The following is a 14,387-nucleotide window of genomic DNA, read 5'->3' as shown; positions in this document are numbered from 1 at the left end:
GTAAAAGAGATACCGCATAGCTGTGTGCCCAGCGTTAAGTTAATTCATCAAGCGAGAAATCACGTCTCTGAAACCTCTTGCAATCTCTTTCCCCTCCGCATCCGTATATGAAATGGAGTCTCCATACGTATTTTTAAAATTAGATTTAAAAGCTGCTCTAGTAAGGGCATACGTAACGGGAGTATCGGTAATTAAAATGTACTCTGCCTGAGTTTGTAAGTTATCCAGAGTACCAAATTTATTTGTAACAAAGTAGCTTAACTTATCACGAAGTGGAGTGGCTACTGAAAAACGGTTTCTAATAACAGTATTAATCTTTGCAGAAGGATTGTTATTTAATTGATTAGCAAGATAAACGGCATCAACATCCGCCAATAAATCATCAAAATCAAAGGTGGAGTCGTTTACGGAAGATCCAATAATGTTAATAGCTGCCTCATAAGGAGAAGCATATTTATTCCGTTGTACGCCTCCATTTACGTCTCCTGCAGCTGTAATCAAATCTCCTGCCCAACCAGCAAGTTCAGCAACTATAGAATTATCAACCAGTACGGTATAGCCATGGGTTGTAGCAATCATATGTGGTACATCCATTACAATTTTTGAATCTAGATCGTACATCACCTCAAGTTGGGAATCAGCAATTTTCGACTTAACAAAGTCAATGAATTTTTCATCAATTGGATTCGCCGTTAAATCCCAAAGAATTCCGTCATAATTACGGTGTCTATAGAATTGTAGTACTAGTTGGTTCGAGCGATAAACATTATTAGATGAGTACTCCATCGCCAAATCGAAAATTTTGTCTAGTTGTTCGAAGAAGAGTTCATTTTGAGCATTGAGATACTTATCTGTTACTCCAGGATCAACAGAACTAACTCCAGTGTCTCGGCCAGAAGCAATATTGTTATCTATCTCAATTTTTCCATCCCCACTACCAATCGAAATCGTTGAAATTTGATCAAACGCCCAGTTCTTTGGAAGTGGATAACCTAGGTTTCCACTAAAGCCTGTAGACATATCACAAACAAAACTTGTTACCGCATAGCCAACTGCAGCAACACGACTGCACACATTGCGTGGTCCATAAATACCTACTCGATATTTCCCTCCGAGTGCCTGGATTTTATCATAAATACCTTTGAAATGAGGGAGTATATTAGATGTTACTTCATGATCTACAGCATCATAATCCACGGCAAAGTAGATAATGGTGTCTTTCTTAAATCCATATTGTTCAGCTGCTTCCATAGCGCTAATAGCATCTTTTTTACCCTGAGATTCTCTAAAGTATTTGGCATTGTTTCCTGAGGTCTGGAAGATTGGAAAAACTTTAAGGCCTGCTTCAAATATTACATCAAGCTCTCTAGGTTTCAACCTTTTCCAGTCTCCCCCAATGATGTATCGACCAATAGTTGTATAACCGTTTGCTTTCAATGTCTGAGCCCTTGCACGCGTAATTTCCGTTACACAGTCACAAGCCGTTCCTTTTCGATTTCTATCCCCTGTGCTTACTAATAGGGAAGCCCAAGTTTGTTTACCTGCAATGCCATCTGCACCTAGAGCAGAGAAGCGTTGAAATTCTGTTACAATACTCTTCAAAGTTTGGTCATAAACTCCGTTAAATTGAACAGTCTTATAATCATTTACATATAGAGCATATTGAAATAGAACGATAAAATTTGTTTTGGTATTACCAATATTCAGTGTTGGACACAAGGATAGTGTAGTTGGACCAAAAACACCATCTGGATTTGTGTTACCTTGTTCTACCTGTAAACCATAAATGACTGCTCGATTTGTTTTACTTGAATAAATACCGTCACAAGGAATCAATCCGAGCTTAGGTCCAAGATAAGTAAAGTACTTGTTATTCAAATATTGTTGGATCGACCTGATTTTTGCATCGCCCATATTGACAAACGCATCCATATTCAAAATGGCTTTTAGGATAACAGGAGTGGCAATACCGTCAGTAGGCATGGGTAAGCCTGCATCAGCTTGGAGAGACGCAACAGCTTTTTGTGTGCCAGTACCAAATTGTCCATCAAAACCGATAGGATTATAACCCTTACAATACAGTCCACCTTGTAGAATCAAAATCAGATTTTCATTAGTTGTGTTCGAAGAGATCGTAGGACATTTAGCTAGTGTACCGGGCCCAAAGTCTCCATCAGGTGCTACTCCAATTTCAACTTGCAAAGCTCGGATGAGTGCCTTCACAGTACTCCATCCTGTAATCCCATCCTGATTAATTGGTTCGAAACCTGGAGTGTGAACATAAGTGTAATTCAACCAACTTTGTACTTTGTATACTGATTCATCCATATTCGGAAACCTCACTCTGAATTATTTCCAGTTTTTACTGGATGATTTTATAATATAATATTGCGTAACGTTACGCAATATTTTTTTTATTTAATGCTCCAATTCTCCTTTCATTAGTTGTTGTTAAAGAATTAGATATCCGTAAACGCAAAGAAGGAAGGAGCCATTATGGCGATACGTCCCTTAGCAAACTAACAACTGGGTACGTATTTATGCATTGTCGAACAAACAAGAACAGTACGACCCGGCTAACTTTAAGCATTTCAGTTAAAATATTCTCATAAAATGTAATAGAATTTCGTTAAACTATTCCTAATACTTTCTCACCGTATAAACACAACATACATACTATATTGACATAGAAGATTTTGCTCTTGGCTAATGCTTGGCAATTACCAACCCCCATAGAGGACTTGCACCCTCTAGCTCTATACGCATGCGTGACGCACAAAAAAACGGCCTCATCCTAGTAGAATAGGACTGAGCCGTTTAAACGATTTTTTTATCTAGTAGGTAACATTGTAAGTTCCCTTCCACATAGGTGTCTCCATTGAGACAACATCAATATAATGGTACCCATAATATCCTTTGAGAGTAATATTATTATTTACTAGACCACCATCCATCAATGTAAATGAGTGCACTGCTTGGGGTTCACCTCGTTTATATATAGTTACATAAACACTACCTCTCATACCTTCATGCGCTTTATCTGGCGAAGTTGTTATTTTCATTGTTCCTGATAAATAAATATCTGTGCTGAGCTCTCCCCAAGCATAGTTTTTTGTCGTTCCCATGGCCTGTATTAAGTCATTTTGTTTTACAGTACTTATAACATCTTTGCTTACTGGAACATTAAAAGTTGAATCAAGGTTATTAGTAGTATCAGCAAAAATAGGAGAGGCCAACGACAGAAAAACAACACTAGTTAACCCAGTTAATAGAATCTTACTTTTTTTCATTCTGAACACTCCTTCTGCGAATAAATTCAAATTTGTAATTACAAGAATATTATACCATTTATCCTTTATAATCTCAACCATGACTAAAAAAACATGTATACGAATAATCTAATTCTATCTCACTCAATCATGAACATATCATAATTAAAATGAAAAATACTCCCAAAGAGTAGACCATTTAATAATGTCTACTATTGGGAGTATATTAATTCAGCCTTAAAATAAATGAACTACGGATTTTTTTTCGGTACACCGTCCAGACCGAACTCCTCGTCATACGCGTCGAAGATCGCACGTGCTACGGGAGCCGCACTGTTCGAGCCGAAGCCCCCTTCCGGGATGACCACAGCCACAGCCAGCTTCGGATTGTTGCGTGGAGCGTAAGCAATAAATACCCCGTTATCCACCAATTTGCCTCCGACTAACTGTGTGGATGTACCTGTTTTTCTGGCAAAGTCATAAGGGAATCCACTAAACGCCGTTACTTCGGTTGCCATGCCTCGCTGTACTTCATTCCAGTAAGCATCATTAAAATCGACTGTGCTGAGCACCTTCGGTTTCATTTTCTCAACCACATTGCCTTCCGAATCACGGAACTCACTGACTAATTGTGGCTGCATTCGTTTTCCTTTATTCGCTAGCATCGTAGCATACTGTGCCAGCTGCATCGTTGTATATTTCCCTTGTTGTCCAAAGGAAGCATATACCAGACGTGTTAAAGAACTCTCCAATTCATTCTCATATTCTTTGAGACCATACTTCTCATTAGGCAAGTCTACTCCTGTAGACACACCAAGACCGAATTGCTCCATGTACTTATCCCATACGCCAATACCCTTGGCGCCATACTTGGAGTACAGCTTCTTGCCGATTTCATCAATCATGAAAACGTTGGAAGAATGACGAATCGCATCATGAGGAGTCAGCAGACCATATACGTGACCGGAAGAGTTCTGTACTCTGCGGTTGTCCCCCCCAAATGTCGTAGATCCTCTGTCCGAATAAACGGAATTGGTCGTGAAGAAACCTTCCTTCAAACCAATTAATACACTAAGTGGTTTGATTGTGGAACCAAGCAATACAACCGATTCCGCCCGTTTACCTGAATCGTCTGGCGGGAATCCACGAATGGTACCATTTTGATAAATATATTTTATTCTATCGTAATCTTCCGTACTTATACCGCCAGTTCTCCACACATTCGTGTCGTAATCCGGCATACTGGCAGCAGCAACGATTTTCCCTGTGTCCACTTCCATTGCGACTGCAAAACCTGTTTTTGCATTGGGATGCAGCTTACCGGAGACCTGATGTGTATGCAGCCAGCTTAGTTGATCCAGTATCGCTTGTTCCGTTTTCACCTGAACATTTTTGTTAATGGTTGAAATCAGGTCATACCCTTTTTGGGGTGGGGTAGAGCCTGCTACACCTTCAGGCAAGTTCCGTAAGTCAACGTCCACGGAGTTATAACCGCTTTTGCCCCGCAGAACATCCTGATATTGCAGTTCCAGTCCATCAAAGCCAACAAACTCATTCTCGGTGTATACAAGCCCTGGGTCCGTTTGCTTTTTATTGGCCTCATCAATCTCTTGGTACTTTTTCAACGATTTGGAGCTTTTGAACTTTTTGAGATAACCAATCGTCTGAACGGCTACCGTATCCGGATCATAATAACGCACACTTTCCTCTACAATCTGAATTCCCTTGAATTCATCCTTGTGCTGCAAGAAATAAGCCACTTCCTCATCGGACAGGTCACTCTTGATCAGACGTGGCATGAACCCGTTCGCTTTACGCGAATTGAGGTCCATGGCTTCTAAGATGTTATCGACCGTAAGGGCCTCGGAATCCTTTTTCTTATACTGCTCAAAAACATCATGCAGCCGGGTGGCGATGTCCTCCACTTCCGCTATATTCGGATTGGGTTTGCCATCTACATCTCCATAATTTTTGTATAAGGTCAGATACAAGGATTGAATTGGCTTGGAGTAAGCCAGCTTGACCTCGCCCGTGGAATCATAGATCGTTCCTCTCACGGGAGCGAGCGGTACATCTTTGGTAATGTTGCTCGCTTCCTCCTGACTGAGCTCAGGCCCTTCCACGAATTGCAAAAATGCCAGCCGTACAATAATAACGCTAAAAATAATAAAGGAAGCGAAGAAAAATACGTTCATTCGGTAACTGAAGCGCCGCTTGTCCGTAAGTTCGTCCTTCTCTTTTGAATGATTGTTCATTCATCCTACCTCTTTCATGACTTGATGCATACCGTCCAGACTTTACAGCCTCGGCATGATAACCTGGCAACGTCGTCATCTCCCGGACCCATGTCCGGCGTAATGTTAAGCTGATTGATCTTTCAGATGGGTATCGGCAAAGTTAGGAGGATTGAACCAATCGCCACTGATTGCCCAAGTAGGGTCAAGCGGAACCCAGCTTTCCGAATCACTCAAATATATTTCATTCCAGGCATGCGGACCATATCCACCCTGCCCGTTATAACCAAGACCTGTAACCACTTTGACTTCCAGCCCCTGTGAACGAGCCATAACCGCATATAGACGAGCGTAATCGATACATACGCCTTGACGTGTATCAAATGTATTCTGTGGCGTCTGCTCGTGCCATATGCCCTTTTGCTCATAGTCATCCACTTTGCCATAGTCATATTGAATGCGAGAACCTACCCAGTCATATAATGCCCTGGCTTTGGCTTCATCTGTCGTTTGACCTTTCACAATTTCTTTTGCCGCAGATTCAATATCCGCCGGAATGTTATGGTCAATGACTTCATATTTGCGTTGCAGGATCGCGCCAAGTTCCTTTTGCACGGCTTGCGTAAATACAGGCAGCTTGTCTTTGATGAAAGTACCTGATAATGGCTCTATAACCGATTTGGCCCCTTGCATATAAATGGGCGAAGCCTCTACATAGCGACTAAACATGCTGCCCGGATAGAGACTGACAATCATGAACAACACGGCAATCACAATCATCCCGCGGACGGAGCCAATAACTGTACCAATCACAGCACCCGTAAAGCGGCTGAAAAATCCTTTTGGTCTGCTCTCTTGCTCTGCTGCACTGTATCTTCTGCTGAAAATAAGGGAAGAGAGCAATCCGAGAACCAATCGGATGAAGCCATAACTAATTACAAACAACACGGCAAACCGCATCAGCGGAAAATCAGCAATGGCCGTAATCAGTGTATAATACATCTGCTCCCATCGGTTCAATTCACGGTTCGGCATGTCTGCCGCATGCACAGACAACCATTGCTGAACATATGGCGCAAGCCATAAGGTTAAACCGATGGATAACAGAATACCAATGACCGCCATAATGCCATCCATGAGGAATCCAAAGAGTCTTCCTGCCGAACGCGAAGCACCTCTGGACCACCCCTGAAGCAATGAAGCAGCCACAATCAGCAGCAGCATAATCGTTATGCCGTTGAATTCTTTCAGACTATCCAGCCAACTTTGCAGCACGTATCCATTCCTCCTTTACTACGAAGACGGTGCTGTTCCGTTCTCCTGTGCCTGTTTGACAAAAGTTCGTATCGTTTCATTGTCGACCTTCCATTCACCCACTGAGATCCCCCGGAATGTAACATCGACTTTATCCGAATTCGTTCTACCCTTAATCTCCACATTGGGGCTTGTGATGGTAAATGCTCCATCCTGTCCCTTGGTGTATGTTGCTTTGGAAGCTTCTTTGAGCATCATGCTGGTCGCTTCCTTCTTCAATGTGTCCATCGTACTCGATTGAACGTCAGTAACTGTCTGTTTGATCTGATCAATGGAGATGCCGCTGTATATCAGTAGAGCCGCAATAATGATGATGGCAATCGCCCATTTCAATACGGTTTTGACCACGTTCAGAACAAAGAACAAAATGATCAACGCAACCACAATCACCAGCCAGTTCTGCATCACAAACTCTTTAATTACTTCTATGTTCATGACTACACCTTCCGTATTAGAGTTGATTATTAACACTTCCCGAATATTATACATGATTTCCGAAGCTGCTGTCAGCTAAGCCCTCCTATGTAAAAATAAACGGTCTAAGTTCGTCCCGCCGGGCGTACAAGTAGTACCATGAGGTTCTGTCCAAGGAACGGGGAACACATCATGACCAGTAATTGAATATGCATCGCTTAACAAGGAGGGGCTTATGTGAAAACGGCCATCTGGCTATATCTATTTTTGTTCCTTGCTGTTTTTGATCTGCACGCGCAGTATCCAATCTTGACCCCTTTCGCTATCTCGCTCGGGGCGGCCCCGACCTTCATCGGCTGGATGATGGGCATCTATTCCTTGACTCATCTCCCAGGCAATCTGATTGCCGGAACCCAAATCGACAAACATGGCAGCCGTCGTTACATTGTATTCAGTTTGCTGGGTGCAGGCATCATTTTGCTAATCCAGGCTCAAATCCATACGCCATGGCAGCTGCTCGCCCTGCGCTCCGTCAGCGGGTTTGTACTTGCTTTTCTGTCTCCGGCCTGTCTCGCACTGCTAGCGCAACTATCAAGCGATCCAATTAAGCAAGGCAAGTATATGTCAGGTCATGGCGTCGTACATACGCTGGCATCCGTGGTGTCCCCCGCCGCAGGCGCATTGATCGTCGGAGCTTTAGGATTTTCCGCCACCTTTGCAAGTCTCGGTTATCTGCTCATTCTGTCAGGTGTTATCGCATGGTTATCCATGCCCAAAGGCCTCGCTGAGGTTCAGCACGAAAAAGTGACCGAGCCCGCCATGCCTAGCAACCTGGCTGGAGAAAAAAGAAAATTCCTGCCCGTATCCTGGCGATACTTTGCTCTGCCCCTTGTTATTGCTTGTGCTCAAGGAATTCTTTTTTTTGAACTGCCTCTGCGTGGAGGCGGACATTCGTCCATGATGTCTACCGGTCTTTTGTTTTCCATTATCAGTGTTGGAGCACTATTTACTCTGAGCATGCTATTTCTCAACCGTTATTCCCCCAAACTGCGGTTGATTGCAGGCGTGCTGCTGATGTCTTTATGTTTCTTTGTTATGGCGGCGATACCACAAATTCCGTTGTCTTCCGTGCTTTTCGTTCTGGGGATGTCCAAAGGCATTATTTTCCCAGCCATGGCAACACTCTTTATTCATTTAAGCGGCGGAAACAAGCTGGGTCGTATCTTCTCTTTACAATCCATTGCTACCTCCATCGGTTCTTTCATCGGCCCAATCACAGCAGGACAGCTTCGTGTGGGTTTATCGCCGTATTTCATTGCCTTTGTATTATTGATGATCGGCATTATGCTGCTCCCTTACTTCACAGCCAGACGGGAAGCTTCCCTGTCTGATCCTAAAAGCATACTGAGTTGACCTTATCAGGATGTTCTATATCCAACCCCTTTGACAACCGAAAGGCTTGTATTTTTCTTGGCTTTGCATCATTCCCCCATTTACAGCTAAACTATATAAAATGGACTGATATTTACACACGAACGAAGTGACTTCTTCATCTACGGATTTCTTCTTAACTATCCTCATTAGGAATGGACGATCCGTAATCGGAACGGCCACTGCTGCTTAGACATTCATTTCTGATGTGGAAAAGAAGTTAGCAATCAAAGATGTTTCTGTCAGTGTAGTCGCTCGTGTAAAAATCAGAAGGTCCATTTTATATAATCCAGTCGATTTTCGCTGCAACATTTCCCGGGGAATGTCGACATAAGCTCTCGATCAAGAGGTGAATATGATGCCTATTCATGTCATTGTGGAAGGTAAAAATGACCGCAGCAAACTCAAACGACTTGTAGGACCCGAAATCAACATTTTGTGCACGTTTGGAACACTGAATTCCCTTAAGCTTGAGTCGCTGCGCAAACAGGTTGGTTACGATGAGGTCTACTTATTTATGGATAATGACAGTTCGGGCAAAAAAATCAGGGGTATGCTGCGAGATGCCTTCCCGGACGCAGTGCAGATGTATACACGACGCGGTTATGCGGGTGTGGAGGGAACTCCCGATGAATACATCATCGCTCAGCTGGAGAAAGCCGGATTGGAATCGTATATCCAATATCCTGAATTTCCATCGTTCTAAACCGTAAGAGGCTGCTCGCCGGGGTATCCATTCAACCCAGGAAGCAGCCTCTTTATTTGGCGAAAATTATTATGAATGCATCTTTATTCCTTGATCAGATTGCGAATGTCTTCCGCAATGACTGCTGGTTCAACATCCTCTGTATTAAACGCATTGTATACCTTGCGCAATTGATTATTCCGATCCACCAATCCAATCATGTTCATATGGGCAAAATCGTCCTTGTTCTCACCCTCAATGAGGATCTGGAACGATTCCTTGGCGAGCTGCTTCGTTTGATCCATATCCCCCCGCAGGAAGTACCAGCCATCATAATCCGCGTGGAATCGATCTGCAAATTCCTTAATCTTCTCCTTGGTATCCACTTTCGGATCAAACGAGATGGACACAAATGAGGCATCCTTGCCAAAGGTATCGTCCTCTTTCAACAGATCCTGCACCTGGGATAACGTAAACGTCGTAATGGGGCACACATCCGGACAACTGGTGAAATAAAAGTAGAACAAACGTACCTTGCCTTTGGTATCATCCAGTGATACTGTGCTTCCATCCACATTTTCCATCGAAAAGGATTGAATCTCCCGAATTTCGGGTAACTTTTCCTTGCTGGCAAAAACGGTGCCCCACATTAAATACACCGCCATGATCAGCGCAAGCCCTAGCAGCATCCATGTCCATTTATACTTTTTCAGCATCATTATCGTCCCTTCCGATATCAGATCATATGAATACGCATACATTAAGGTTTTAACGGTTTTCGATCACATTCATGAACTCTGAATCGTGTTTTTAATGACATTTCCTCATTCCCATACCACTGTGATGCATATGTATACGTAGAACCCAACCTGCCATGGGCTCCCATGTTATTGTAGCTGTTCCATGGACCCATGCCCATCTAATGTTTATTACAGCATGACATGCTGCTTACTTGTGCACTGTATCCAGAATCATCAGTATAAAACTCAAGGATAGATAGTTAATGGAGTAAAGGAATACTTTTTTGGCCCAGGCATCTGTATCTTGTGCACGAAAGCCTTTCAGTGCGTAGTACAGCCACAGCACGGAAAGTATCAGTGAAACGGTAAGATAGAAAATTCCTGCGAACCCGTAAGCATACATGAGGACCGGGACAAAGATTTGCAAAACCAGATAAGGAATCATCTGAAGCTTGGTCCGTTCAATACCCTTCACAACGGGTAATAGTGGAAATCCGCCAGCCCGATAATCTTCCACCCTGCGGATCGCGAGCGCCCAGAAGTGTGGAGGCTGCCATAGGAACAACATGGCCAGAAGCAGCCATGCACCAAGATCCATACGTCCGGTTACTGCGACATACCCGATGACTGGCGGCATTGCACCAGACAAACCGCCAATGGATGTACTCCATGTCGACGAACGCTTTAACCAAAGGGTGTACATAATCACATAGACAAACATGCCAAAAATGCCGCATAATCCGGCAAGTGCCCCGGAAAAGGAAAAGAGTACGGATAATCCAAACACACCCAAAATAATGGCATAGGATAGAACAACTTTGGGTGTTAAACGTCCTGTAGGTAAGGACCTGTTGCGGGTACGTTCCATTTTGAGATCCAGTTCACGGTCAAAGTAATTGTTAAATACACAAGAAGAAGCCATAATCAGTACCGTTCCAAGCAAGGTTAACAGCATTTTGCCGTAGTTGACGTCCCACTGGGATGCAAGCCAAAAGCCGCCAAAAACCGCAATAAGGTTGGTTCGAAGAATGCCCGGTTTCGTAATATGGATAAAATCTTTCCACGTCCCTGAATTCATCGGAGGCGCAGATCGTGTTGCCGAATCGGAAGAAGCTTGGTATCTCAATGGATTGTCCACACTTGTGAATCCCCCTTCTTCTTGTTCTTGATCTTATGGAGGTTTCTCTCTCTGCCTCCGATATAAAGTTTATCACAGGAAAAGGAAAAAGAGTTTGACAATGCTCGTACAATTGCTGTCAATTGAGCAGGTTCTTGTCATATCTTTGGAATTTAGGATGTTTTGCTTCTCGCTAGACGGATAATATACACTATATATGGGTATCACCTAGATAGAGAAGCAACTCGCATTAACGATACACCACACAAAGGAGACGTTTATGGATACTTCTACACATTTTGTCATGGGGATTGGTTTGGCCGGTCTGGCTTATGTCGATCCTGTTGTCGCGACGAGTCCCATGCTCGCAGCTGCGGTCATGGTTGGCACTATTGCAGGCTCGCAGGCTCCTGACATCGATACTGCGTTACGTCTCAAAAGTAACTCGCTTTACATCCGGAATCACCGGGGCATGTCCCACTCACTGCCATTTCTTCTGTTATGGGTTCTGCTCATTACTGGGGTCATTGCATTGATCTTCCCAGGTGTCGCTATTGGACACGTCGCGGCCTGGACTGCTGTCGCCGTAGGCGTTCACGTTTTTACCGATTTGTTCAATACCTATGGAACCCAGGCTGCACGACCTTTTACAGAACGCTGGATTGCCTGGAACATCATTCATATTTTTGATCCGTTTCTGTTTACCACACATGTGCTGGCCATTTTGTTATGGGCTTTTGATCTAATCGCCCCTGCTCCACTCTTTGTTTCACTGTATATTTTGATTGGCTTGTATTATGTATGGCGGACCATAGCACGTGCTATGGCTGTTAGACAGGTGAAGCGACTGGACAAAAATAATTCTGAGGCTCATTACATGGTGATCCCCACGATATCCTGGAATCGATGGCATGTGGTGAAAAGACATGAAGATGGCAGTTATGAAATTGGCAAAATGGATCATTCCGTCCTAACCTGGAATCTCCATGCTTCATCGTCCACTCACGCGGCTGTTGCCGCCTCGCGCAAATCTCCTGAAGTCACTGCATTTCTGTACTTCACCTCCTATGCTGTCGCTGAGGTCGAAGAACTACCAGCAGGGTACAAGGTTCGCTGGGCCGATGTACGTTATCGACACCGCAAACAGTATCCATTTGTCGCTGTAGTTGTTATGGATCGAAATTTTGAAACGATTGATACCTATGTCGGCTGGTTGAGCGATGAGAAAATGGATAAAAAACTTTTATCCGCACGCTCTTGACGAAAGGTGCATGGAAGGGCACAATCAGACATAGGAACGCATGCGCGAGAAAGCCCGGAGCGTTTCCGCTCCGGGCTTTCTGCTTGTTGCTCTTTGGTTATGATAAATTATTTGCCAGACCCAGCCAGAGACTGCTCAGCGATTTGTACCAGACGTTTGGTGATGTACCCACCCAGAGATCCTGTCTCACGGGAAGTGTAGTTACCGTAGTAACCGTCTTGTGGGATAGTTACACCCAGTTCTTGTGCAGCTTCAATTTTCAGTTGTTGCAATGCTGAGTTTGCTTGAGGTACCACCAAGTTGTTAGAACGAGATCCTTGAGCCATATTTAAAATCTCCCTTCAATCTGTGTCTGTAATGTAATTGCAAGCTTGCAAGATTATTATGGCTCGTGCGCTTCAGGTTATACGGAATTTTATCTAATTTCTATATGGAGGTTTTTCCCAATGAGCAAAGGTTTATCGCTATGGTTTGCATTCTCTTCGATTATGTTGTTAGCGGTTACGGCGATCATGATCTCATACTCCGGCTGGTTGGCCACGCTGCTGTTTGTCGTGTCCATTGCCAACATCGGCTGGGGATTTGTTATTCGCGCAAAGAAAGAGCGTCGTGAAGCACGTACCACCTCGGAAACAGCCTCTTGACCCGGTAAACTTTACTTCATAGGTAGTACGAAATAAAGAGGAGCCACAGGGCTCCTCTTTATGATGTGAACAATTCATCTACTTTAAGCTATTTGCCTCGCCCTATTTCAACGTACGTCTAGGAACAAACCCCATACGTTCTTTAACCGCATTAAGGGTCTGGGAAGCCACCGCTTCTGCCCGACGAGCTGAAGTTTCCAGGATGTCGGCCAATTCGCCAGACTCTCGAATCTCACGATACCGTTCCTGTAAAGGTTCAATAACGGATACCACCACTTCAGCCAGTTCTTTTTTGAACGGACCGTACATTTTGCCTTCATAACGTTCCGCGACTTCGTTCAATGTCAGACCTGCGCATTCAGCGTAGATACTCATCAGATTGCTGACTTCAGGTTTGTTTGCCGGATCATATACAACTTCACGACCGGAGTCGGTTGTGGCACGGCTAATTTTTTTGCGGATGACATCTGGCGGATCAAGCAAGGCAATGTAGCTGCCCGCATTGGGATTACTTTTGCTCATTTTGGAAGTTGCATCGTCCAGTGACATTACACGAGCACCCACCTGTGGAATATAAGGGTCTGGAATCGTGAAATACTCACCGTAACGGTGGTTAAAGCGTCCTGCCAGATCGCGTGTGAGTTCCAGATGCTGCTTTTGGTCCTCGCCTACAGGCACAAGATCAGCATTATACAGCAAAATATCAGCAGCCATTAATGAAGGATAGACAAACAGTCCGGCGCCAACGGAATCTTTACCGGATGATTTGTCCTTGAACTGAGTCATGCGTTCGAGCTCACCCATCGAAGTCAGTGTAGTCATCAACCAGCCCAATTCAGCATGCTGCGGTACATGGGATTGCAGAAACACATTGGATTTCGTAGGATCGATTCCAGCTGCGATGAACAATGCAGCTACCGCCTCAGACTGTTCACGCAGCGCTGCTGGCTCTTGAGCTACCGTTACAGCGTGAAGATCAACCACCATAAAGTGACATTGGTAGTCATGCTGCAATTTCACAAAGTTTTTAATTGCTCCGATGTAGTTGCCCAATGTGAGCTTGCCACTCGGCTGAATTCCCGAAAGTACTGTTTTCATTTCACATAACGCCTCCCTATTGGTTTGTTCCTATTCTCAGCGAACGCAAAAAGGCCCCACATCCGCAAGGGACGTGAGACCGTGGTGCCACCCTTATTCGCATTTCTCCATACCTTTAGACCTGATTAGATCATGTAGAAGAAATGCCTTCATTTCTCCGTAACGTGGAGTATACGTCCG

13 protein-coding genes and 1 other annotated feature (1 of these 14 cut by a window edge) are annotated in these 14,387 nt (G+C 44.1%); of the genes, 4 read left to right on the top strand and 9 right to left on the bottom strand.

Annotated features, from left to right (window positions below; translation table 11 throughout):
• Positions 1-39 precede the first annotated feature (39 nt).
• The 5 genes from HW560_RS10940 to HW560_RS10920 all read right to left on the bottom strand — a co-directional run bounded on the left by HW560_RS10940 (position 40) and on the right by HW560_RS10920 (position 7,252).
• A complete protein-coding gene (locus HW560_RS10940; protein WP_179263053.1) occupies positions 40-2,328 on the bottom strand; it encodes a glycoside hydrolase domain-containing protein in 2,289 nt (762 codons plus the stop codon).
• 506 nt (positions 2,329-2,834) lie between these two features.
• Positions 2,835-3,290, bottom strand: coding sequence for a hypothetical protein (locus HW560_RS10935; RefSeq protein WP_179263051.1), 456 nt, complete (start codon positions 3,288-3,290; stop codon positions 2,835-2,837).
• Between the two features lie 230 nt (positions 3,291-3,520).
• The gene (locus tag HW560_RS10930) at positions 3,521-5,524 is read right to left on the bottom strand and encodes a peptidoglycan D,D-transpeptidase FtsI family protein (RefSeq protein WP_179263049.1); all 2,004 of its coding nucleotides are present in this window, start codon (positions 5,522-5,524) and stop codon (positions 3,521-3,523) included.
• A 105-nt stretch (positions 5,525-5,629) separates the two neighbouring features.
• Entirely contained in the window at positions 5,630-6,727 is a 1,098-nt protein-coding gene (locus tag HW560_RS10925; RefSeq protein ID WP_371129201.1) for a transglutaminase domain-containing protein, read from the bottom strand.
• A gap of 69 nt (positions 6,728-6,796) precedes the next feature.
• Entirely contained in the window at positions 6,797-7,252 is a 456-nt protein-coding gene (locus tag HW560_RS10920) for an ATPase (RefSeq protein ID WP_090904588.1), read from the bottom strand.
• A 216-nt stretch (positions 7,253-7,468) separates the two neighbouring features.
• Here HW560_RS10920 and HW560_RS10915 point away from each other — a divergent pair, with 216 nt between their 5' ends.
• A complete protein-coding gene (locus HW560_RS10915; protein WP_179263047.1) occupies positions 7,469-8,644 on the top strand; it encodes an MFS transporter in 1,176 nt (391 codons plus the stop codon).
• A 376-nt stretch (positions 8,645-9,020) separates the two neighbouring features.
• Entirely contained in the window at positions 9,021-9,368 is a 348-nt protein-coding gene (locus HW560_RS10910; protein ID WP_179265773.1) for a toprim domain-containing protein, read from the top strand.
• An 83-nt stretch (positions 9,369-9,451) separates the two neighbouring features.
• Here HW560_RS10910 and HW560_RS10905 read toward each other — a convergent pair whose 3' ends face one another.
• Both HW560_RS10905 and cyoE read right to left on the bottom strand, forming a co-directional pair.
• Positions 9,452-10,063 (bottom strand): SCO family protein, encoded by a 612-nt coding sequence (locus tag HW560_RS10905; protein ID WP_179265772.1) that lies wholly within the window; start codon positions 10,061-10,063, stop codon positions 9,452-9,454.
• A 232-nt stretch (positions 10,064-10,295) separates the two neighbouring features.
• The gene (gene cyoE, locus HW560_RS10900) at positions 10,296-11,225 is read right to left on the bottom strand and encodes a heme o synthase (protein ID WP_179263045.1); all 930 of its coding nucleotides are present in this window, start codon (positions 11,223-11,225) and stop codon (positions 10,296-10,298) included.
• 259 nt (positions 11,226-11,484) lie between these two features.
• Here cyoE and HW560_RS10895 point away from each other — a divergent pair, with 259 nt between their 5' ends.
• A complete protein-coding gene (locus tag HW560_RS10895; protein ID WP_179263043.1) occupies positions 11,485-12,465 on the top strand; it encodes a metal-dependent hydrolase in 981 nt (326 codons plus the stop codon).
• 107 nt (positions 12,466-12,572) lie between these two features.
• On the opposite strand, the gene HW560_RS10890 is transcribed toward HW560_RS10895, so the two are convergent.
• The gene (locus HW560_RS10890; RefSeq protein ID WP_017692386.1) at positions 12,573-12,791 is read right to left on the bottom strand and encodes an alpha/beta-type small acid-soluble spore protein; all 219 of its coding nucleotides are present in this window, start codon (positions 12,789-12,791) and stop codon (positions 12,573-12,575) included.
• 120 nt (positions 12,792-12,911) lie between these two features.
• On the opposite strand from HW560_RS10890, the gene HW560_RS10885 reads away from it, so the two are divergent.
• Positions 12,912-13,109: a hypothetical protein gene (locus HW560_RS10885; protein ID WP_090904539.1), complete on the top strand. Its 198-nt coding sequence runs from the start codon at positions 12,912-12,914 to the stop codon at positions 13,107-13,109.
• 102 nt (positions 13,110-13,211) lie between these two features.
• On the opposite strand, the gene trpS is transcribed toward HW560_RS10885, so the two are convergent.
• Positions 13,212-14,207, bottom strand: coding sequence for a tryptophan--tRNA ligase (trpS, locus tag HW560_RS10880; RefSeq protein WP_179263041.1), 996 nt, complete (start codon positions 14,205-14,207; stop codon positions 13,212-13,214).
• 64 nt (positions 14,208-14,271) lie between these two features.
• Positions 14,272-14,387 (bottom strand) — a binding site (T-box leader) (it continues 151 nt past the right edge of the window).

This window comes from Paenibacillus sp. E222, assembly GCF_013401555.1.
In the GTDB taxonomy this organism is placed as follows: Bacteria; Bacillota; Bacilli; order Paenibacillales; family Paenibacillaceae; genus Paenibacillus.
Note: the sequence above shows the minus strand (reverse complement) of the source record. Positions and strands in the feature narration are given on the sequence as shown.

Excerpts from the sequence above, each read along its gene's own strand:
- HW560_RS10905 (WP_179265772.1), bottom strand. The coding sequence starts at position 10,063 with ATGCTGAAAAAGTATAAATGGACATGGATGCTGCTAGGGCTTGCGCTG.
- HW560_RS10940 (WP_179263053.1), bottom strand. The coding sequence starts at position 2,328 with ATGGATGAATCAGTATACAAAGTACAAAGTTGGTTGAATTACACTTAT.
- HW560_RS10910 (WP_179265773.1), top strand. The coding sequence starts at position 9,021 with ATGCCTATTCATGTCATTGTGGAAGGTAAAAATGACCGCAGCAAACTC.
- HW560_RS10925 (WP_371129201.1), bottom strand. The coding sequence starts at position 6,727 with ATGCTGCTGCTGATTGTGGCTGCTTCATTGCTTCAGGGGTGGTCCAGA.
- trpS (WP_179263041.1), bottom strand. The coding sequence starts at position 14,207 with ATGAAAACAGTACTTTCGGGAATTCAGCCGAGTGGCAAGCTCACATTG.
- HW560_RS10920 (WP_090904588.1), bottom strand. The coding sequence starts at position 7,252 with ATGAACATAGAAGTAATTAAAGAGTTTGTGATGCAGAACTGGCTGGTG.
- HW560_RS10930 (WP_179263049.1), bottom strand. The coding sequence starts at position 5,524 with ATGAACAATCATTCAAAAGAGAAGGACGAACTTACGGACAAGCGGCGC.
- HW560_RS10935 (WP_179263051.1), bottom strand. The coding sequence starts at position 3,290 with ATGAAAAAAAGTAAGATTCTATTAACTGGGTTAACTAGTGTTGTTTTT.
- HW560_RS10895 (WP_179263043.1), top strand. The coding sequence starts at position 11,485 with ATGGATACTTCTACACATTTTGTCATGGGGATTGGTTTGGCCGGTCTG.
- HW560_RS10885 (WP_090904539.1), top strand. The coding sequence starts at position 12,912 with ATGAGCAAAGGTTTATCGCTATGGTTTGCATTCTCTTCGATTATGTTG.
- HW560_RS10890 (WP_017692386.1), bottom strand. The coding sequence starts at position 12,791 with ATGGCTCAAGGATCTCGTTCTAACAACTTGGTGGTACCTCAAGCAAAC.